The following is a 19,565-nucleotide window of genomic DNA, read 5'->3' as shown; positions in this document are numbered from 1 at the left end:
AAGTGGATTCTGACCTTTTCTTATTATCCTTTCGGAAAGTAAATTGTAAATTTCGTACCTTTCCCTTTTTCGCTGCTCACTTCTATTCTGCCATGATGCAGCTGAACAAGCTGTTTGACAATGGATAAGCCGATGCCGAATTCTCCGAACGACTCTCCCGTTCTAGATACATCAGCTTTATAAAATCGATGCCAAATGGACTCTATTTCTTCGGGATCAATTCCAATGCCAGTATCCTCGATTTCAATAATCGTTTCCTTTTTTTCTGCTAATCCTTTAAGGATAATTTGGCCGCTTTCAGTGAACTGGTTACTATTTTTGACAATATTTATGAGGATTTGGATGAGTCTGTCATAATCGGCAATGACCGTAATACCTGCCTCACATATGACCAATATGTGATTGTTTTTTTCAAGAGCCTGCATTTGAAGCTGCTCTTTCACTACTTCAAGCACTTCGGATAAATTTATTTCAACCGAATCTAGCTTCAGCTGGTTAGAGCGGATTTTTTCGTAGTCAAGATTTTCGTTCACTAGCCGAATCAGTCTTTTCGCTTCACGGTCAATTAATACCATGCCTCTTTCTATATCATCTTCAGGAATTAACTGATTCTTTATCCCTTCAGCAAGCCCGCTAATCGTTGTTAATGGGGTCCGCATTTCATGAGAAACGTCCGCTATAAATTTTCTCCGTCTATTTTCAAGCCGCTCTATTTCTTCATGGGATTCCTTTATTTTTCCGGCCATTTCATTGAAATCTCTTGCCAGCTGGCCAATCTCATCGATGGATGATTCCGGAACGTGAACATCATAATTTCCAGCTGATATCATCGAAGTCGCATTACGGATTTCCTTAATCCGTCTAATCAAGCTTTTCGAAAATACAAGACTAATAAGAATGGAAGCTGATAAAGAGATGACGATTGTATACAATAAGAATTTATTTAATTGGGCAATCATATTCATCGTCCCAGTTATGGGCGACAATAATAGAATTCCCCCGCCTAAACGATCTCCCTGCATAAAGGGAACAGCAACAAGTGATACTTCCTGACCAAATCGTTTAATATCATGCTTAACAGATACTTTATTTCCCTTTGATATTTCCGTCCACTCTTTTTCAGTCAATTGTATTAATGGGGTGCTTTGCAGCTTCGGATAGATAACTTTTCCTTCATAATTAAACAGAATATATTTAATATGTCTAGTATTAAGAAGCTGGCTGTACTCGGCTAAAAATTGTTCATTCCCCTCAAGCCTTAACGTTAAATCTGTTAGGATTTGATCGCCATATGCCTCTAGCTCCTCCACTTTATTCTGGAAAATATACCTTTCAACAAACTGTGAAAAGGACAAACTCAAAATGAGGAAAGCCAAAATGAGGATGCTAATATGACTAATTAATAGCTGATAAAAAAATCTAATCCTCATTCGGGACTACCGTTTCATCAAATTTATAGCCAATTCCCCATACCGTTTGAATAAATGGCTGCTCAGGAGTTCCGATCTTCTTCCTTAACCGTTTAATGTGGACGTCCACCGTTCGTTCATCTCCATAAAACTGATAACCCCATACACGATCTAATAACTGCTCACGTGAAAAAACCTGCTTCGGATTTTTTACAAAATAATAAAGCAAATCAAATTCCTTTGGTGTCAAATTTAGGAGTGGCTGCCCGTTAAAATAAACTTCGCGTGAATCCTTACTAATTTTAAAATATTGGCTAGTAATGACATTGCTTTCCTCTTTTTCCATAACATCAGATTGATAACGTCTTGTTACAGCCTTAATCCTCGCCATCAGTGCGAGCGGGCTGAAAGGCTTCGTCACGTAATCATCCGCTCCCATTTCAAGACCCAGAACCTGATCGGAATCGCTGTCCTTGGCTGTCAGCATAATAATTGGCACTTGGCTCAGTTCACGAATTTTTCGGCAAAGTGTCACACCATCCATAATCGGAAGCATCCAATCGACAATAATTAAATCCCATTTCCCTTTATTAAACCGCTCAAAACCTTCTTGTCCATTATGAACAAAAAAACCCTCATACCCTTCTTTCATAAAAAACATCTCCAGCATGGAACAAACACTTTCATTATCTTCAACAACGAGTATTTTCATCAAAAATGCACCTTCCCAAGTAAATACCTTTTCTTAAATGTAATCGAACCCTCCCCTATTTTACAATAAATTTCACTTATCCCTAAGTTTTTATTAGGCGGACCAATTTTTTCCACATTTCTTTACTTATTTCGGACATACTATTTACGGAGCAAAAAAATAAAAAGGAGAATGCAAAATGGTAAGTAGAGATTTACTTAAAAAATGGGTGTTTGGGATAATTGTTTTTGGATTCATCCTAGCCCAATCAACTATAATTACATATGCTGAAAACGGCAGGCATCATGAGATTAAGCGAGATCACCACCATCATTTTATTAATGAAGGAGATCTTAACCGCCTTTTGGATCAAGGTTATTCAAAAGACGAGATTCTTAGAGCCGCTCATATCGCTAAATATTCGAATAAAAAAGTTGATGACGTCCTAAATGTTTACAAGAAAAATGATTCCTCTTGGGAGAAAACTGCAGAGCATTATGGGCTTGATTTAAAGAAGCTTAAAGAACAATACCAAGAGCATAAGGAAAAATACTTACAGGAACATAAGAACGAAGTAATCGAAAACGTTGCTGAATATTCCGGAAAAACAGAAGATGAAATTAATTCCTGGGTAGACAAAGGGATTTCATTACGATTTATTGTAGTAGGTGCAGCCATCGCAAAGGTAAGCAATAAGGATTTATCTGAGTTGATCAAGCTTAAACAGGAAGGATTATCCTTTAAGGATATGAAGGATAGCCTTAATATCGATAAAGAAAAAGTCCGTGCGGAAAAGAAAGCTTTAATGAAGAAAATAAAAGAAGATATTAAGGATTAGCTAAATATGCACAAGGCTGCCTAAGTGATAGGCAGCCTTCTATTTTTACTTAAATCACCCTATGGCTTCTCCATCATTGTGATAGAATAAATTCTCATTCAGGTGCATATTTTCTTACATAGTGGCAGGAGTTTCTTGAATCTTAGCAGAAACTTTAGCTAACTGAGGCTTCTTCGAAATGACTAATTGGAATTCACCTTTAGAAGTATGGACAGTCAGATGTAAGCTTGTGTCTTCATCAAATTGGAAAACTGCCTCACTCTGAACGGATTGTGGAGCCATTCCTAATTCTATTCCTCTATTAGACATATTCACTAGGAATATTCCATTATGAAGATTCAGGAACTCACTGACAGATGCTTGAGCAAGTTCGCAAACTTCTGCCAATTCCTCTTCGGCGTAAATGGATGCGATATGTAAGAACACTTCTTCACTAGCAGCAAGTGCCGTTAACAGTGGTACCTCACCTTGAATTTCCTGCATGACAAGCCAGTCTGTTTCGATTTCTCCATTTACGGGACTTACTTCAATATAAACTTGATCGTCAATAAACCGAATCATATTTTTAACAAATAATGAAATATAGTCAATATAATCATCTTTTTCGTTTTCAGATGAATGTAAAAGACTTTTGACCATTGCATCAATGTCACCGTTTTTAATTGCTTCAAAACGTTCATCTGATAAGGTATATAACTTTTTATATTCATTTAATGAATTAGAGAACTCGTCAATCGTCATAAAGTTGTTGTCCACAATAGCTTGTGCTAAAAGCAAATGGTTGTTTTTCTGTGCAGCAAGCATTTGCTCGACCTGCTCGTTCGTTAAAAATCCAAGGTCAACTGCAATTTCCCCAAATCGCTTGTCCTGTTTTTTCTGGCTGTCATGAATTTCTTCCACTTGTGCAGATGTAAGAAAACCTTTATCGACTGCAATCACACCTAATTTTACATGGATCGATTTTTGCTGTTCTAGCGCATGCTTGAGCTGTTCAGTTGTTAGCAGCCCATTATTTAATAAATAATGTCCAAAGTATTGACTAAACATGAGCATTGTCCTCCCTTTCTTCCTTTATCGCTTTTTCAATAATGGATGTTATTGCTTCAAGAGTAATCGGCTTTTGAATAAAATCATCTGCACCACATTCGAGTGCTTTTTTCAAATGAGATTGAGTGCCTGCTGAGGATGCCATTATTACTTTCATTGCCGGATGATTCCTTTTTATTTCTTCTAAAGCTTCAATGCCATCTTTTTCAGGCATAACAATATCCATAAAAATGAGATCAGGCTTAAAGGAATTGGCCTTTTCAACAGCCTCTAGCCCATTTTGAGCCTCTTCAATATTTTTGCATTGGCAAACCCCTAAAATATTTCTAAGTTTTTTTCTAATTAAGGCAGAATCATCGCAAATTAACACTTTTAAATGATTTTCCATTGTGTCTCACTCCTGATTTAAAGATATAGGATAAAAGTTCTACAATATACAACAATATCCCTTCATTAAATAGAAAATATATTACTTAATCCCTGTTTTTCATGTAACATTTTCGACATTTTTTAATCCATGCTTACTTAAATAAAGTAAAAAAATGTTATAATTAATAAAAATGGAAATTTCATGATTCAGCTGTAGGAATTATTTAAATTGGGGGAAAATATATGATCGATTCGACAGAAAATGTGGCCGCGGCACAGTTGCATAAGGGCTTATCTAAAACAAAATTAGTAAAAATTATCTTTTTTATTTGTTTTGGCTCTTTATTAATGGGGGTAGGAATCGAAGAATTTCTCGTTCCGAACAAAATTTTGGATGGAGGAATTACCGGTATTTCCATCATGCTTTCACATATCACCGGGATGAATTTAGGCGTATTTATCTTCATTTTGAATATCCCCTTTTTCTATATAGGTTATAAACAGATTGGTAAAACCTTCGCATTATCCACCCTGTTGGGAATTACTATTCTCTCTGTTTCAACCGCTCTTCTTCACGATGTTCCCGTATTTACTAAGGATCCTCTTCTTGCAACTGTATTTGGAGGGATTATTTTAGGAGCCGGAGTCGGAATCGTTATACGCTATGGTGGCTCTCTTGATGGGACCGAAATATTAGCAATTATTGTAAATAAGAAGTTCCCTTTCTCTGTAGGAGAAATTGTTATGTTCTTTAATCTTTTTATTTTCACATCAGCGGGTTTTGTATTTGGTTGGAATCGAGCGATGTATTCCGTTCTCGCCTATTTTATCGCATATAAAACGATTGACATCGTTATTCAAGGATTAGACGAATCGAAATCAGTTTGGATCATATCAGAAAACCACAAGATTGTCGGGGATGCTATTCTTGCAAGGCTTGGTCGTGGTGTCACATATTTGAACGGGGAAGGGGCATATACAGGTGACGATAAGAAAGTCATTTTTTGTGTCATTACACGCCTCGAAGAAGCTAAATTAAAAACGATTGTGGAAGAAATTGATCCACATGCCTTTTTGGCTATTGCCAATATCACCGAGGTGCGTGGCGGACGGTTTAAGAAGAAGGCTATTCATTAAGAGAAAAAGGTGCCCTATCGGCACCTCATTATTTTTGATAGAGATTATTAAACATCCGTTTCATGAAATAATCATCCTCACATTTTTCACGGATAAAGGGGATCTTTTTTCCCTTTTTTATTTTCGTATCCTTTATAGTCCATTCACTATTGGTGCGTTCCAAATGAATCGCGATATTTTGACTTTCCAAATCCTTATAAAAAATATACGCTTCATTAGGGTTTCCGTGGAAAAAATAGATTCTTTTTTCCCCAGTTGACTCCCCGCTCATATGCCCCTTTATACTCTCCAATTGAACATCTCTTTTACCAGCAATTACACTATATTTCATCAAGTCAATAAAATTTATATACATACTTTGATCAATTATCTCATCATATTTATGGCCATAGCTCGAAAAAATATCCTCCATTACCGCTTCATTAAAGGCTTTATTCCTCATATCTTTTTTCTGAGCACAGTCCAGTTCCTGTTTTTCGTAATTTAATGCTAACACTGGCACTGCTCTGACTGAAAAAAGCATCATCATGGATAGGCCAATAAGAATAGCATATTTTTTCATTTCCTCACCTCTCCAGTATTCTTCCAGTAAGCGACATAAATATTCGCAATTCTGGAAAAAGCACAGTTTCAAACTAGCCATTATGGGAGGTATATTTTGAAAAAACGAAATAATAGGCACAAAGGAACAACGACAAGTCACAACCTGTCGTTGTTTCAAGTTATTATAAATACTTTCGGTGAATCCCTTTCCCATCATACGTAAACAGCATATTCTTGCCTTCAACGATTGTTTCCATATGGACACTTCTGCCCCAAAGCTGGTGGACATAAGGCAGGACCTTTTCTAAATATTTTAGATCTAGCTCTATTCCTTCAAACCAATGCTTTAAATAAAGCTCGCCATTTTTTAAATAATCACCATCATTGACGGTTAAATATGGGAAGCCGCCGTTTACACGCATGCTTACAAGCTGATCACGAACATGCTCCCATTGCTTGTCAACGACTTTATAATCTTTTCCTTGCTTCTGGAATAGATACATATCCTCTCTCGTCACTAAATCTTTAGTCAAGTAATTGCGGAGGAATGAAATGTCAGACTCAATTTCACGGACCTCGAACATTTTCTCCCTTCCAGAACCAGGCTTTACCCCACGTTTTTTCATCTTGTCTGTCGGATTATCATATCTCTCCTCAATATCCTCAAAAATTTTCAATCCTAAATAATATGGGTTAATGCTTGTGCGTGATGGCTGAACAACGCCTGCATTTAATTTCGCAAACTCTAATGCCTCAGAGCTAGTTAAATCCATTTCTCTAAGAATACGCTGATGCCAGTACGATGCCCAGCCTTCATTCATGATTTTTGTTTCGAGCTGTGGCCAGAAGTAGAGCATCTCTTCTCGCATCATCGTTAATATATCACGCTGCCAGTCGGTAAGCTCACGGCTATAGCTTTCAATGAATAGCAATAAGTCCTTTTCAGGCTGTGGCGGGATTTTCTTTTTCTTCTTTATCTTATCAGGTTTCCGATTATTTCTTTCATCAAGATTCCATAAATCATCGTACGGGGAGGTGGCAATAGGTTCTTCTTCTTCGTATTCGGCATCATCTAAATTCCAGGGGAGCTTCGGTCTCATTAAGGAAGGATCAATATGTTCTTCAATGGCTAGAACAGCATCTAAGAAGGTTTCCACTGCCTTTTTGCCGTGCATAATTTCATATTGTCTGATCCGTTCTGCTGTAGCTGCCATGCTTTCAACCATATCGCGCTTTGTATTTTGAAAACGAATATTGTTTTTGAAAAAGTCACAATGTGCCAGCACATGGGCAACGATTAATTTATTCTGAATTAATGAGTTGGAATCGAGCAAAAAGGCGTAGCATGGATCTGAATTAATAACAAGCTCATAAATTTTAGATAGCCCAAGATCATAATGAAGCTTCATTTTGAAAAACTGCTTGCCAAAGCTCCAGTGTGAAAAACGCGTTGGCATACCATAGGCTCCGAAAGTATAAATAATATCAGCGGGACATATTTCATAACGCATCGGATAATAATCTAAGCCAAAACCTTTGGCGATTTCTGTTATTTCTTCTATGGCGTTATACAGCTGCTTACGATCCTCTTCCAACATTTGTAATTCCCCCTTTTTGTTCTTATCACAATCTATGAAAAAATAGGCGGAATGATGAATTGGAGTTGGAACAAAAAAAGCGGAAGAGCATAATCTCCCGCTTTTTCTCACTTAATCATCGCTGTCATCATCATCGTCATCATCATCGTCTTTGTCATTGTGATCATCATCGCGATCATCATCATCATCGTCATCGTCATCGTCATTATCATCATCGCGATCGTCATCATACTCGACATCTAATACCTTCCCAGATACAGCATTAATCTTTACCTCAGCTTCACCCTTATTAGTTTTTAGTTCAACTTCATAAATAAGTTGATCGTCATCCTCATCACGATCAATGTCTTTGACCTTGCCACTAACTTCCTTTTCGGAAATCTCTATTGCTTTTTGAAAAGGAATAGAACCTTTTTGACTAGATTTTGCTGTTTTCTCAGAATCATCGTCATCATGATCATCATCGTCTAGATCTTCTTTTACTGATAGAACATCACCTGATATGGCATCAATGCGGATTTCAACATCTTTATGACCATTCTCAATTTCCACTTCAAAATAACGCTTCCCAAACTTGTTTTCTAATTCAACACTTTCTACATTTCCCTCTGCCTTTGTTAAAGCAATCTTAATAGCCTCGTCATGTGTAATCATTTTCTGATTCGTGTTTTGCAGCTCTGCTTTGGGATAATCATTTTTTGCTGCACCTGCCGCAACGGCTCCTCCTAAAATCACTGCTGCTGAAACGGCTCCAATAATAAATTTATGCTTCATCATTATTCCTCCTTGTTCTTTCGTACATCTACAATATAGCCCTTCAATATTAGAGGAATAGAATAGGAAGATTAGAAATTGATGAGAATCATGTGAGTCTATTCTAATCATCCCATGTAATAGATATGACTTCACCTGTTATCGCGTGAATTTGGATGGTTGCTTCCCGATCATCTGAAGTATCAATTTCAACGAGATAATAATGTAAATTGTCATCCGTTTCTAAATCAACATCACTTATTTGACCCTTTACTTGCTTTGAAGCAATTTGAACAGCCTCTTCCTCTGTAATGATCACGGTTGCTTTATTTTCCGCCTTGTGAAAAAGGATTTCTCCTGTTTGTGCATCTACTTTTAAGATGTGTTTCTTTCCTTTCCCCTGAACGATAACTTTATATTGGCTTTTACCCTGCTCATTTAATTTAATAAATTGAACGAGCTCACCAGGATACTCTAATAGAATTTTCTCCTTAATTTCATTTTCAGTTAGGGACTCTGCTGGCTGAGGGATAATTTCTGTTTGTTCAGGATCCAAAGTATCGGATGCGCCGTTAGAATTTCCTTTTTTAGTAAAAGAAATAACCTCCCCTTTTTCAGCATCCAGCTTGAGCTCATAGTTCATCTCATCTCTATCCATTTCAATGACATAGTGATTATTCTTTAGGACTATCTCTGTTACCTGTCCATTGTATCTTTCCTCTACGAGAGATTTAGCATCGCTTTTGGATAGAGTTTCTGCAGATGGGTTCAATACAGGACCTAAAGCTTTAATAACAATCAAAAGTATAACTATTGCTGCAACGCTCATCATTATCAATAGAAAATGTTTGTTTTTCATAAGTATAAACACCTCACCTTCTATACTCCTTCCATTTTCCTATATGAAAATGAGAAAAAGATGAGAAAAAGAAATTTTTTATTTATTAATTGTTAAAGTCACTGTTGTTCCAGCTTTTTCTTTGCTTTCAAGCGTTACTCGTACATCTATTGCCTCGGCAATTTCCTTTGCGAGGGAAAGTCCTAGGCCTGAACCACCACTTTTACGGCTCCTCGCTTGATCAACACGGTAGAAACGATCAAATATTTTTGGCAATGCTTCTTCAGGAATTCCGATCCCGCGATCAATTATTTTAATATAGGCTTCGTTCTTTTCTACGCCAACAGAAGTGGTAATGATGTCATCACTATATTTACGGGCGTTATCTAAAAATATAAACAGCAACTGCTTTAGTTTTTGCTCATCTGTTGTAACAAAGGTAGAAGTCAATTGTTCCACTTCAATTACAACATCACGATTATAAGCATTTTGAAATCCTTTTACCGTTTGTTTCAATACATCTAATAAATTTAAATTTGTTAGCTTGAGATCCCACTGTTCATTATGCTTTGCGAGCAATAACAATTGCTCGGTCATTTCCCTCATACGAATGGACTCTGAAAGGATCGCCTCAATGGATTCATTAAAGATCTCAGGCTCCCGCAAGCCTCTTCTTTTCAAAAGGCTTGCATAGCTTTCAATAACCGTTAAAGGTGTCTTAAGCTCATGTGAAGCATTGGAAACGAACTGCTTCTGTTTTTCAAAATTTGTCTCAAGCAAATCAATCATATGATTAAACGTCTCTCCCATTTGATAAAGCTCATCCTTTGATTCTTCTTCTAATGGCAGCCGTTTGAATTGACCGCTTTCCTTAATTTCGCTCATCGTTTTAATCATACTTGTTACTGGATTAATTAAGAGATTGCTTAGCAGCCTGCTCGAAATAAATACAGGAATTAATGCCAGCAACGTAACTATGAATAATACAAGCCTAAGGGTTTGGAGATTCTCAATCGATTTTTCCAAGCTCTTAGTTATTTGCAGATTTGCGATGTTTCCATCTGGGAGAATGATCGGCATAGAATGAAAAGCATAAATGCGCTTATTTTTATTAATTTTCTTGCTAATCTCACCTGAATAATATTCTACTTTCTGTTTGCTCAATTCTTTTTCATTTAAGGTTGTAACAGCTGAAGACTTCTTTGTGTCTGGCCTAACGATTCGAATCATGCCTTCCACTGGAAGATAAGATCTGAGAAGTTCTTTCTCTGGAATCGTTTCGAGATATTTATTAAACGTCATGGATGTCATTTTCATTTCTTCTCTGGCTGTTTCAAGTTCACTATTAATGAGTAAATTGTTAAATAGAAAATAAATCGAAATATTCATTAATATTAACAGGATTGTAAACAAGACTGCAGTATTAAGGTTAATCTTATTTCTCAGCTTCATTTTATTACCTTTAGAACGTAGCCAACACCGCGGATCGTATGAATTAATGGCTCTTTTTCCGGAGAATCAATTTTTTTCCTTAAATAACGGATATATACATCCACTACATTTGTATCGCCAAAAAAGTCATACCCCCATACGGCTTCTAAAATTTGGTCACGGTTTAATACCTGCATTTTGTTTTTTAACAAATAAGCAAGAAGATCAAATTCTCTAGGAGTTAATTCGATGAAATCTTCTCCTCTTAAAACTTCTCGTGTTTTTTCATTTAATCTTAAATCCGCTAATGTAAGCCAGTCGGTTTCCTCCTTTTTTTCAGCTGCTTTATGCCTTAATGCGACACGAACCCTTGCTAGCAATTCTTCTATTTGGAAAGGTTTCGTTATATAATCATTTGCACCTAAATCAAGCCCTGAAACTTTATCTTCAACCGAGTCTTTTGCTGTTAATAACAAAACAGGTGTATGGCTGTCATTTATTCGAATTCGCCGCAAAATTTCAATTCCGCTCAATCCGGGAAGCATGACATCTAATAATATTAAATCCCATTTATTTGATCGGTATTCCTCGAGACCTTTTATCCCGTCCATTGCTTTTGTTACTTTATAACCTTCAAATTCGAGCTCCAGTTCAAGCAGCCTCGCTATTTTCTCTTCATCCTCAATAACTAATATTGCTTCTTTATTCAATTGAGTCTCCCCTTTTTCAATAACCATTTATTTATCAAGGTTAACAAAAACCTGCAAGTAATTCATTATCATCATGAATAAATAGGAAAAAAGAAGGGATAAGGAGCTAGTATGCCCTCTTATCCCTTCTGCTCGTCTACTGTAAGTTGTAAAAGCCTATTGTTTTTTAAGCTATGTGAAATATTGACTGTTACTTTTTTGAGCTGATTATTTTCTTTCACCTCAAAAATAAAGGAGTCCATGACATCTGTTTCTGAGAGCTTCTTCCTGCCGGCATATTGATAATCAACAACCTCTTCACCAGGGTAATCCTCTTTAACAACTGCAGTAGCAATTCGTCCATACTTTTCATAATCATTTTGAGCAAATGCTAAGTTGTGAGCGTTCAAAAATAAACTGACAGTAAACATCATACAGAAAAGCTTTTTCATCACTTGTCCTCCTGCACTTAAATCAATTTTTCCTATTGTTTGTGTTTTTTCATTATTTATGTGGCCAGATTAGAAATTAATTTACAGTTCCTTAATGATTCTTTTGTATGCAGGAAAAAGTTGAAAACCCTATAAAATCAAGATGTCCAACATTTACAGTGTAATTTTTAATTACATAAACATAAGCTAAAGTCAACTCCTTAAGATGAAGGAGATGGACAAATGAATAAATTAGATTATGACCGAGCGTTATATTATACACATCGCTCTGAATGGGATAATTTGTTAATATTGATGGTTAGAACGGAAGATCACTTTCTTTCTAAAAAGATCGAATACTTTCTTCATGCGTACAACTTTGAAAAAGACTATTCCGTTATCGAGAAACATCTATATTCTTTACTTCGATACATCGACCATGCTAATGCCTATTCTGCTTTTGAATTGCAAAACGAGGTTTACCAGTTACCATAAGAATTCCACCACCATCAAAAAAACACGGTTTCAAACCGTGTTTTTTTACTACTTCTATTTATGCTGAATATAGTGCTTTTATTAAATCGTATGATTGAACAGTTATCCTTTACCTATTAACCCTTCATTTGGACATACATATTCGTATACATTTTTAGCTCATTCATTAATTGATCAACGAGTTTCGCTGGCTCTTCATGTAGCCAATCGTTATCATAGTCAAAGCAGTGCGGATCTAAAACTAACTGACGAGGGATCACATTTGCATATACTCCTCTGCCAACAATTCTCATATTGCTTAGGGCATTTATTCCGCCCTTTCCGCCTCCTGCTGCTACAAGTAATGCGACAGGTTTATTAGCAAACTGTTCACTTCCAAGGAAATCAAGCGCATTTTTAAGCGCCCCACTCATTCCACTATGGTACTCAGGTGACGCCAAAATAATGCCATCAGATGCTGACAGATTTTCTCGCAATGCTTTAACGGCAGGAATTTGATGCTGTGACTCCTCTCCGTTATATAAAGGCAGCTCGCATTTACTTAAATCAATAAGGTCAGCGCCGTATTTTTTCGCAATATATCTTGAGGCAATCCCTGTTCTTCCTTTTTTTCTTGGGCTGCCATTTATAATCGTCAATTTCAAATGGATCTCTCCTTTTTACGTCATTTTTCGCTATCGTTTATATTCATTCAACTATAGGGGAGAGATTGTACTTTTTCATCAGCGGTAAGATTTATTTTTTCTGCCATTACTTATGAAGAAAACAATATAGACTCCAACTTTAGTCACAACTACAAACCCATTTGGCTATTGATGGGCTGATAAATTTCTTAAGACAGCATTATTTGAATATACCATTTCTTACTGCATAGAGAGCAGCTTGAGTTCTATCGGCAAGTTCAAGCTTAGATAGAAGATTAGATACATGAGTCTTAACTGTTTTTTCCGTAATGAAAAGTTCAGCAGCAATTTCCTTATTGCTTTTTCCCTTTGCAATTTCCTGCAGGACTTCGATTTCTCTTTTTGTCAGCTCATCAACAGCTCTTTTTTCGGAATGACTTTTTCCTGATAAATGAGATAATAGATGAGTGGTTGCTTTTGGATGCAGCTGATTTTCACCGCTCATTAATTGAAAAATGGCTTTGACAAGCTCATCTGGTTCTATATCTTTTAATTGATAACCAGAAGCACCAGCTTCAATTGCCGGTATGACATGATCTTGATCGGAAAAGCTTGTTAACATCATGACCTTAATTTCTGGATATTGTTTTTTTATTTCACGAGTTGCCTCAATTCCGTTTAAAACAGGCATCTCTAAATCCATTAACACAATATCTGGACAAAGTTTTGCTGCTAAGTCAATTGCCTCTTTTCCATTCTTAGCCTCGCCAACGATATCAATTTCCGCCTGTGTTTTAAGAAAAAAAACGAGTCCTCGCCTGACAACATGGTGATCATCGGCGATAAGAACACGTATGGCCATTTTCTTCCCCCCTATATTGGTATAGACACTTCAATTCTAGTCCCATTTTCTTCAGAGCTTGTCAGCTTGAATTCCCCATTTAATGATTCAGTACGATCTCTCATGCTCTTTAAGCCAAGGGATGGAATATTTCTTAAATCCCCATCATAATAAAAACCGCAGCCATAATCGGAAATAACCATATTTGCTCGCTTTTGTTCCACGGATAAGATTAATTCCACCTTGGGCTGACCGGAATGCTTTTTACAATTGGCGAGTGCCTCCTGACCAATCCTCCAAAGAGCCTCTTCCACCTTTCCTGGCAGAGAAACTACCCCCTTTACTTTAGAGCTTACTTCTAAGTCAAGCATTTCTCCATAGCTTAAAAGGGCGCTTATTATTCCATTTTCCAATCCCCTTGGCCGCAGTTGCCAAATCAATGCTCTCATTTCAATTAATGCTTCCTGTGCTAAATCTTGAATATAGGAGAAGGTCTCTTTTGTATCGGGTTCCATTGTCATCTCTGCCCCTCCCCTTGCCGTTAAGCTTAAAGAGAAAAGGAGCTGATTGACTGAGTCATGCAAATCTCTTGCAAGCCTATTTCTTTCTGCTGTTAAGGCATTTTCCTGCTCCTGTCCTGTAAGCTTAATTCGCTTTAAGGCTGTGCCAATTTGAAATGCAATGGATTCGAGCAAAGCCAGTTCTTCCTTAGAAAAATGGGTCTTATTTGGTGATCCGACATTTAAAATACCGAATTTCTCATCACCTGCCCGAAGAGGAACTGTTGCATGATGCGTTAATTGATTCGTATCCGCAATTTTTTCATTGCGTGCGTCTTCAATTCTTTTGCACTCAATAATATTAATCGCCTTATGCAATCTTCCATCGATATAGCGGTCTATACACCAGCATTCACCCTTACACATCCGCTCATTATGATTGTATGATAACGCTGCGGGCAGCTTTTCTTTTGCTGCAAGCTCGTATTTTCCATCAGGCTCAAATAGAAAGACCCATCCTGTTTCCAAGCCCGTCACATGCAGTAATTTAGCTAGAACCTCGGACAAAATCTTTTTTATTTCTGTTCCTTCATTTAACAATTCAGCAATTTCCTTTAATATCCAAATTTCCGAATAGCGATTCTCCAATGTCACCTTTATTCCTCCCAATGGATGTTCCTGCCATTATTATAATACTTTTATGCGGCCTATTCCTTAGCAATTCGAATGAATATATCTACGACTAAAGTTGTAGTTTCTGTATTAAAATCAAAAAGCACCGAAGAGTTTATCTCCACGGTGCATCTAGATTCATTATATTGCTGCTGAATTTAGCTTCTTGTCAACAATCGCCATGAAATCACTTTTGATTGCTCCAAGCTTTTGCTCGCTTTCTACTGAACTTGCCCCATTGACTCCGAAATAAAACTTCATCTTCGGCTCAGTCCCAGATGGCCTTAAGCAAATCCATGTCCCATCTTCCAAAAGATATTTAATCACATTAGATTTAGGAAGGTTTATGGATGACTCCACTCCATTGCTCTCCCTCCGGACACCTGTTAAATAATCCTCAACAGCTACAGTCTTTATTCCAGCCACTTGAGTTAGAGGATTTGCTCGGAAGGCAGCTAATATTTCCTGAATTAATTGAGCCCCTTCCTTTCCTTTAAGGGTGATTGATTCTAGGCCCTCAAGAAAATAACCATACTGCTCAAATAGAGCTAGTAATCCCTCATATAAAGTCATCCCTTTTTTCTTATAAAAGGCTGCTGCTTCTGCCGCTAATAAAGCAGCCTGAACCGCATCTTTATCTCTTGCAAAGTCTCCGATTAAATAGCCATAGCTCTCCTCATAGCCGAATAGAAACTCATATTCCCCCGTCTCTTCATATTCCTTCATTTTTTCAGCAATAAATTTAAAGCCCGTCAATACATCGACAGTATCTGTATGAAATGAGGAAGCAATTTTTCTGCCAAGTTCAGATGTAACGATCGTTTTCAGGACAACGGCGTTAATAGGAAGAATGTTTTTTTCTTTTTTCTGTGACAAAATATAGTGCATCAGCAGAGCGCCCGTTTGATTTCCAGTTAAAAGAACAAACTCACCAGATTGATTTCTGACTGCTATCCCAAGTCTATCCGCATCAGGGTCAGTAGCAATTAACAGATCGGCTTCCTTCTCTTTTCCAACCTTTATCGCCAATTCAAAGGCCGACTTCTCCTCTGGATTAGGACTTTTAACCGTTGAAAATTCAGGATCTGGCAGTTCCTGTTCTTCTACAACATACACTTGCTTGTAATGTAAAGCCTCTAATGCAGCTCTTACCGGTTTATTTCCGGTTCCATGCAGTGGAGTAAAGACAATCTTAAGATCTGTTTCGCTCCCTAAGGAAGAGTTTTCAGAAATTGAGATTAGCTTTTCTGTATATTGACTGTCAACCTCTTCACCAATTATTTTAATGAGTCCCTGCTCCATTAAACTTGTTTCATCTTCAACATTGATTAAAAGTTCATTTTCAATTTCATTTACCTTGGAAATGACGATATCAGCTAATTTAGGTGGCAGCTGTGATCCGTCAGCTCCATATACTTTATATCCATTATACTCTGGCGGATTATGGCTTGCCGTAATGACAATGCCTGAGAATGCCTGTAAATGACGGACGGCAAAGGATAACTCAGGAGTAGGTCTCAATTCTTTGAATACATATGTTTGAATCCCTCTTGCCGCCAGAGTTTTTGCTGCCTCCATAGCAAATTCCTTAGACATATGACGGGAATCATAGGCAATGACAACCCCTTGTGCTTTAGCCTTTTCTCCATTCTCTTCTATGTAAGCTGCCAGGCCAGCAGATGCTTTCCTGACGGTATATATATTCATCCGATTCGTACCCGCCCCGATTTCTCCTCTCATTCCGCCGGTACCAAACTCTAAGTCTTTATAAAAAGCATCCTCCAGTTTTTTTTCATCCTTTTGCAGGACTGTTAGCTCCGCTTTTAACTTCGGATCTAAATTCTCATCATAAATCCATCTTTCTGCTTTTGCTTTCCAGTTCACACTTTTCCCTCCTAAAATTAAAACACTATCCAATCTACAAATTCTCTTCGATAAAAAGACCTGTTTCCCTTTTAAAATTATTCTTGTTTTTTTGACATAACCATAATAATCAGACAACAAATTTGAGTATTTTTCCTCTTTTTCTTATGATAAAACGAAGGCAACATATATATATATCATGACAAAATTATGACGAAATACAGAAAAAAACATGATATTCTTTTAAAGTAATTTACAAAGCTAAACGAGAAGCTCTATACTTTTCTAAAGTATGTTCAATAGATAAGGAGTACACTATGAATAAGACGAAAGATAATCGTGAGTCCTTCCTGTTTATTTCCTGGGCAGCCTCCGTTATTGCGTTGTTTGGAAGCCTATATTTTTCTGAGATACGCCAATATGAGCCTTGTACATTATGTTGGTATCAAAGAATAGTTATGTATCCATTAGTTATTATATTAGGAATGGCGGTTATTCGAAAGGATTATCGAATCAGCATTTATTCCATGGTCCTGTCTAGTATTGGTGTTTGTATTTCACTATATCATTATTCCATACAAAAGGTGTCTTTTCTTGCTGATCATGCGGCTTCATGCGGGAGAGTCCCATGTACTGGCCAATATATTAATTGGCTTGGATTTATTACAATTCCGTTTCTAGCTTTGACTGCTTTTATCATTATTTTTATATGCAGTTATCTTTTATGGAAAAAAACGAAAGAGGTAAAATAAGATGAAAAAAGTTGTTATATTTCTTGCAGTCATCATTGTTCTTTTTGTAGCTGTCGGTTTTTTAACAAAAATGCAAAATGAAGAGAAGGTTTCCGGTGATAATCCATATGGAAAAGATAAACTTCATCCTGAAACAATAGCTCAGCTTGATGACCCTAATTATCAAAATATAATCCTTCCTGAGGAATTAGAGAAGAAACTTGATAATAAAGAAGATGTGACTGTGTACTTTTTTAGCCCAACATGTTCCCATTGTCAAAGAACAACACCAGTTGTTTCTCCTTTAGCAAAAGATATGAAAGTAGATCTTGTACAATATAATTTGCTCGAGTTTGAAAATGGCTGGGATAAATACTTAATTACTCAAACACCTACCATCGTCCAATATAAAGACGGAAAAGAAGTTAATCGTATTACAGGATATCAAGACGAAGATGTTTTTAAACAATGGTTTAACGAAAACAGCCTGTAAAGTCAATAAAAAACGCCTGCAAACTTTCACATTTGCAGGCGTTTTCATCCTATATTAAAATTTCATTTGCTGCTTTTGAATAAATACTAAGAACTTCATCCTTAATAATTTTACTCCCATTAAATTGACTGAAGGAAAATGGAAAGGTCAAACCAAACTGCTCTAGAGTATGTACATTTTTTACAAATACTCCCTCATATTTATCTTCTAATTGGGGAAGTTCTAGTATGGAAATAATGGTTTGTAAGCTTGCTATAATCTGGTATGCCTCTTTCAATGTTCCAAAGTACTCGGAATGTCTTGTTGTCGTATGTAATACTTGCATACGCTCAAATTCCTTTATTTCTTCATCAGGAAAATAGAGAGGAAAGACTTTTGAATATAAATTTTGGATAAGTTCCTTTATTTTCAGCTCTTGTTCATAAGTCGAAGCAAACACAACTTTCACTTAGATGACCACCTTTTAAACATTGTAACCTGTTCGTAATATATCATTAGAATAGCATATTCAATAAGTTTTTTAGGGTGGTAATTAAACCCAAAAAACTTCCATTTTTACATCCATAAAGGAGAGGTTTATGATTAAAGCCAAAAGATTTGGAGAATGGTATGAATTAACTTTACCCCTTGATTGGGAAGGATTTACTATTGATTATATTCTTAGAAATATTTGGAGAGCACCGAAAAAACAAATTCATTTTATGCGAATGGAAAATCATGTAAAGGTTAACGGTGAGTTGATAAACTGGAATTCCTCATTAAAAAATAATGATAAATTGCAATTACGACTTTTTGTTGATGAGGACTTTGGCGTAGCTCCCTCTTATAAAGATGTAGAAATCCTTTATGAGGATGATCATGTACTTGTTCTTAATAAGCCAGCCCATATGGATACTCACCCTAACGAGGAGAGGCAGACAAATACACTTTCAAATGCAGCTGCTTTTTATTTGCAATCTCAAGGAGAATATCGGAATGTGAGGCATGTTCACCGGCTGGATCGTGATACGACTGGGGCCGTGCTTTTTGCCAAGCATCCTCTTGCAGGCAGTATTCTTGATAGGAAATTAGAGGAAAGAATCATTAAACGGACGTATATGGCACTCGTTCATGGCTTGCTAAAGACTAAGAAAGGAATCATAAAGGAGCCCATTGGACGCGATCGCCACCATGCAACAAGAAGGCGAGTATCCCCAAGCGGACAACAGGCTATTACACATTTTGAATTAATCAAAACGTACCCGAAACAAAACCTGTCACTTGTTAAATGTCAGCTAGAGACGGGGCGTACACATCAAATCCGTGTCCATTTAAGCCATATTGGTCATCCTCTAGCTGGTGACGTATTATATGGAGGAAAACCCATCTTTGACCGTCAAGCCTTACATGCTGCCAAACTTGATTTTCCTCACCCCTTTACGATGGAAAACATCAGCTGCAATGCTCCTTTACCTGGGGAAAAGGACAACAAATCAGTCATGCTGGCAGAGTTGCTGCAAGTGTTGCCCAGTGACCTTACCTAAATGACAAGGGTCGCCTCTAATGCCATTAATTTGGCATTTGAGACGACCCT

At 36.9% G+C, this 19,565-nt stretch carries 22 protein-coding genes; 6 read left to right on the top strand and 16 right to left on the bottom strand.

The window, feature by feature from the left end:
* Positions 1 to 23: 23 nt before the first annotated feature.
* Both RRV45_RS06975 and RRV45_RS06970 read right to left on the bottom strand, forming a co-directional pair.
* On the bottom strand, positions 24 to 1,430 hold the full coding sequence (locus RRV45_RS06975; RefSeq protein WP_315668077.1) for a HAMP domain-containing sensor histidine kinase: 1,407 nt from the start codon (positions 1,428 to 1,430) through the stop codon (positions 24 to 26).
* On the bottom strand, positions 1,420 to 2,121 hold the full coding sequence (locus RRV45_RS06970; RefSeq protein WP_315668076.1) for a response regulator transcription factor: 702 nt from the start codon (positions 2,119 to 2,121) through the stop codon (positions 1,420 to 1,422). The genes RRV45_RS06975 and RRV45_RS06970 overlap by 11 nt, the downstream gene beginning before the upstream one ends.
* Positions 2,122 to 2,299: 178 nt before the next feature.
* On the opposite strand from RRV45_RS06970, the gene RRV45_RS06965 reads away from it, so the two are divergent.
* The gene (locus RRV45_RS06965) at positions 2,300 to 2,938 is read left to right on the top strand and encodes a hypothetical protein (protein WP_315668075.1); all 639 of its coding nucleotides are present in this window, start codon (positions 2,300 to 2,302) and stop codon (positions 2,936 to 2,938) included.
* Positions 2,939 to 3,052: 114 nt separating this feature from the next.
* On the opposite strand, the gene RRV45_RS06960 is transcribed toward RRV45_RS06965, so the two are convergent.
* Entirely contained in the window at positions 3,053 to 3,985 is a 933-nt protein-coding gene (locus RRV45_RS06960; RefSeq protein WP_315668074.1) for a hypothetical protein, read from the bottom strand.
* The gene (locus RRV45_RS06955) at positions 3,978 to 4,373 is read right to left on the bottom strand and encodes a response regulator transcription factor (RefSeq protein ID WP_315668073.1); all 396 of its coding nucleotides are present in this window, start codon (positions 4,371 to 4,373) and stop codon (positions 3,978 to 3,980) included. The genes RRV45_RS06960 and RRV45_RS06955 overlap by 8 nt, the downstream gene beginning before the upstream one ends.
* Positions 4,374 to 4,597: 224 nt before the next feature.
* Between RRV45_RS06955 and RRV45_RS06950 the strand changes: the two genes are divergently transcribed.
* Positions 4,598 to 5,491, top strand: a complete 894-nt coding sequence (locus RRV45_RS06950) for a YitT family protein (protein WP_315668072.1) — start codon at positions 4,598 to 4,600, stop codon at positions 5,489 to 5,491.
* 28 nt (positions 5,492 to 5,519) lie between these two features.
* Here the strand turns inward: RRV45_RS06950 and RRV45_RS06945 are convergent, their stop codons facing one another.
* From RRV45_RS06945 to RRV45_RS06915, 7 genes are all read right to left on the bottom strand, one after another.
* Complete coding sequence (locus RRV45_RS06945) at positions 5,520 to 6,053, bottom strand: hypothetical protein (RefSeq protein ID WP_315668071.1); 534 nt, start codon at positions 6,051 to 6,053, stop codon at positions 5,520 to 5,522.
* A 163-nt stretch (positions 6,054 to 6,216) separates the two neighbouring features.
* Positions 6,217 to 7,632 (bottom strand): SpoVR family protein, encoded by a 1,416-nt coding sequence (locus RRV45_RS06940; RefSeq protein WP_315668070.1) that lies wholly within the window; start codon positions 7,630 to 7,632, stop codon positions 6,217 to 6,219.
* Positions 7,633 to 7,743: 111 nt separating this feature from the next.
* Positions 7,744 to 8,409, bottom strand: coding sequence for a PepSY domain-containing protein (locus RRV45_RS06935; protein WP_315668069.1), 666 nt, complete (start codon positions 8,407 to 8,409; stop codon positions 7,744 to 7,746).
* A gap of 100 nt (positions 8,410 to 8,509) precedes the next feature.
* Positions 8,510 to 9,244, bottom strand: a complete 735-nt coding sequence (locus RRV45_RS06930) for a PepSY domain-containing protein (RefSeq protein ID WP_315668068.1) — start codon at positions 9,242 to 9,244, stop codon at positions 8,510 to 8,512.
* A 78-nt stretch (positions 9,245 to 9,322) separates the two neighbouring features.
* Positions 9,323 to 10,675: a sensor histidine kinase gene (locus RRV45_RS06925; protein ID WP_315668067.1), complete on the bottom strand. Its 1,353-nt coding sequence runs from the start codon at positions 10,673 to 10,675 to the stop codon at positions 9,323 to 9,325.
* Entirely contained in the window at positions 10,672 to 11,364 is a 693-nt protein-coding gene (locus RRV45_RS06920; RefSeq protein WP_410489339.1) for a response regulator transcription factor, read from the bottom strand. The genes RRV45_RS06925 and RRV45_RS06920 overlap by 4 nt, the downstream gene beginning before the upstream one ends.
* A gap of 119 nt (positions 11,365 to 11,483) precedes the next feature.
* Entirely contained in the window at positions 11,484 to 11,795 is a 312-nt protein-coding gene (locus RRV45_RS06915; protein ID WP_315668065.1) for a DUF3889 domain-containing protein, read from the bottom strand.
* A gap of 222 nt (positions 11,796 to 12,017) precedes the next feature.
* Between RRV45_RS06915 and RRV45_RS06910 the strand changes: the two genes are divergently transcribed.
* The gene (locus RRV45_RS06910; RefSeq protein ID WP_315668064.1) at positions 12,018 to 12,269 is read left to right on the top strand and encodes a YhdB family protein; all 252 of its coding nucleotides are present in this window, start codon (positions 12,018 to 12,020) and stop codon (positions 12,267 to 12,269) included.
* A 116-nt stretch (positions 12,270 to 12,385) separates the two neighbouring features.
* Here RRV45_RS06910 and RRV45_RS06905 read toward each other — a convergent pair whose 3' ends face one another.
* The 4 genes from RRV45_RS06905 to RRV45_RS06890 all read right to left on the bottom strand — a co-directional run bounded on the left by RRV45_RS06905 (position 12,386) and on the right by RRV45_RS06890 (position 16,789).
* Entirely contained in the window at positions 12,386 to 12,913 is a 528-nt protein-coding gene (locus tag RRV45_RS06905) for an NADPH-dependent FMN reductase (protein ID WP_315668063.1), read from the bottom strand.
* Between the two features lie 199 nt (positions 12,914 to 13,112).
* On the bottom strand, positions 13,113 to 13,754 hold the full coding sequence (locus RRV45_RS06900; protein ID WP_315668062.1) for a response regulator transcription factor: 642 nt from the start codon (positions 13,752 to 13,754) through the stop codon (positions 13,113 to 13,115).
* Between the two features lie 11 nt (positions 13,755 to 13,765).
* Positions 13,766 to 14,887 carry a GAF domain-containing sensor histidine kinase gene (locus RRV45_RS06895; RefSeq protein ID WP_315668061.1) on the bottom strand — a complete coding sequence of 374 codons (1,122 nt, stop codon included), beginning with the start codon at positions 14,885 to 14,887 and terminating at the stop codon, positions 13,766 to 13,768.
* 159 nt (positions 14,888 to 15,046) lie between these two features.
* The gene (locus RRV45_RS06890; protein ID WP_315668060.1) at positions 15,047 to 16,789 is read right to left on the bottom strand and encodes a phospho-sugar mutase; all 1,743 of its coding nucleotides are present in this window, start codon (positions 16,787 to 16,789) and stop codon (positions 15,047 to 15,049) included.
* 296 nt (positions 16,790 to 17,085) lie between these two features.
* Here RRV45_RS06890 and RRV45_RS06885 point away from each other — a divergent pair, with 296 nt between their 5' ends.
* Positions 17,086 to 17,520, top strand: a complete 435-nt coding sequence (locus RRV45_RS06885; RefSeq protein ID WP_315668059.1) for a disulfide oxidoreductase — start codon at positions 17,086 to 17,088, stop codon at positions 17,518 to 17,520.
* 1 nt (position 17,521) lies between these two features.
* Positions 17,522 to 17,992 carry a thioredoxin family protein gene (locus RRV45_RS06880; protein WP_315668057.1) on the top strand — a complete coding sequence of 157 codons (471 nt, stop codon included), beginning with the start codon at positions 17,522 to 17,524 and terminating at the stop codon, positions 17,990 to 17,992.
* 49 nt (positions 17,993 to 18,041) lie between these two features.
* Here the strand turns inward: RRV45_RS06880 and RRV45_RS06875 are convergent, their stop codons facing one another.
* The gene (locus tag RRV45_RS06875) at positions 18,042 to 18,440 is read right to left on the bottom strand and encodes a YhcU family protein (RefSeq protein WP_315668056.1); all 399 of its coding nucleotides are present in this window, start codon (positions 18,438 to 18,440) and stop codon (positions 18,042 to 18,044) included.
* Positions 18,441 to 18,573: 133 nt separating this feature from the next.
* On the opposite strand from RRV45_RS06875, the gene RRV45_RS06870 reads away from it, so the two are divergent.
* On the top strand, positions 18,574 to 19,515 hold the full coding sequence (locus RRV45_RS06870) for an RluA family pseudouridine synthase (RefSeq protein WP_315668954.1): 942 nt from the start codon (positions 18,574 to 18,576) through the stop codon (positions 19,513 to 19,515).
* Positions 19,516 to 19,565 lie beyond the last annotated feature (50 nt).

It is taken from the genome of Bacillus sp. DTU_2020_1000418_1_SI_GHA_SEK_038 (assembly GCF_032341175.1).
In the GTDB taxonomy this organism is placed as follows: Bacteria; Bacillota; Bacilli; order Bacillales; family Cytobacillaceae; genus Cytobacillus.
This window is presented reverse-complemented; position numbering and strand designations above follow the sequence as displayed.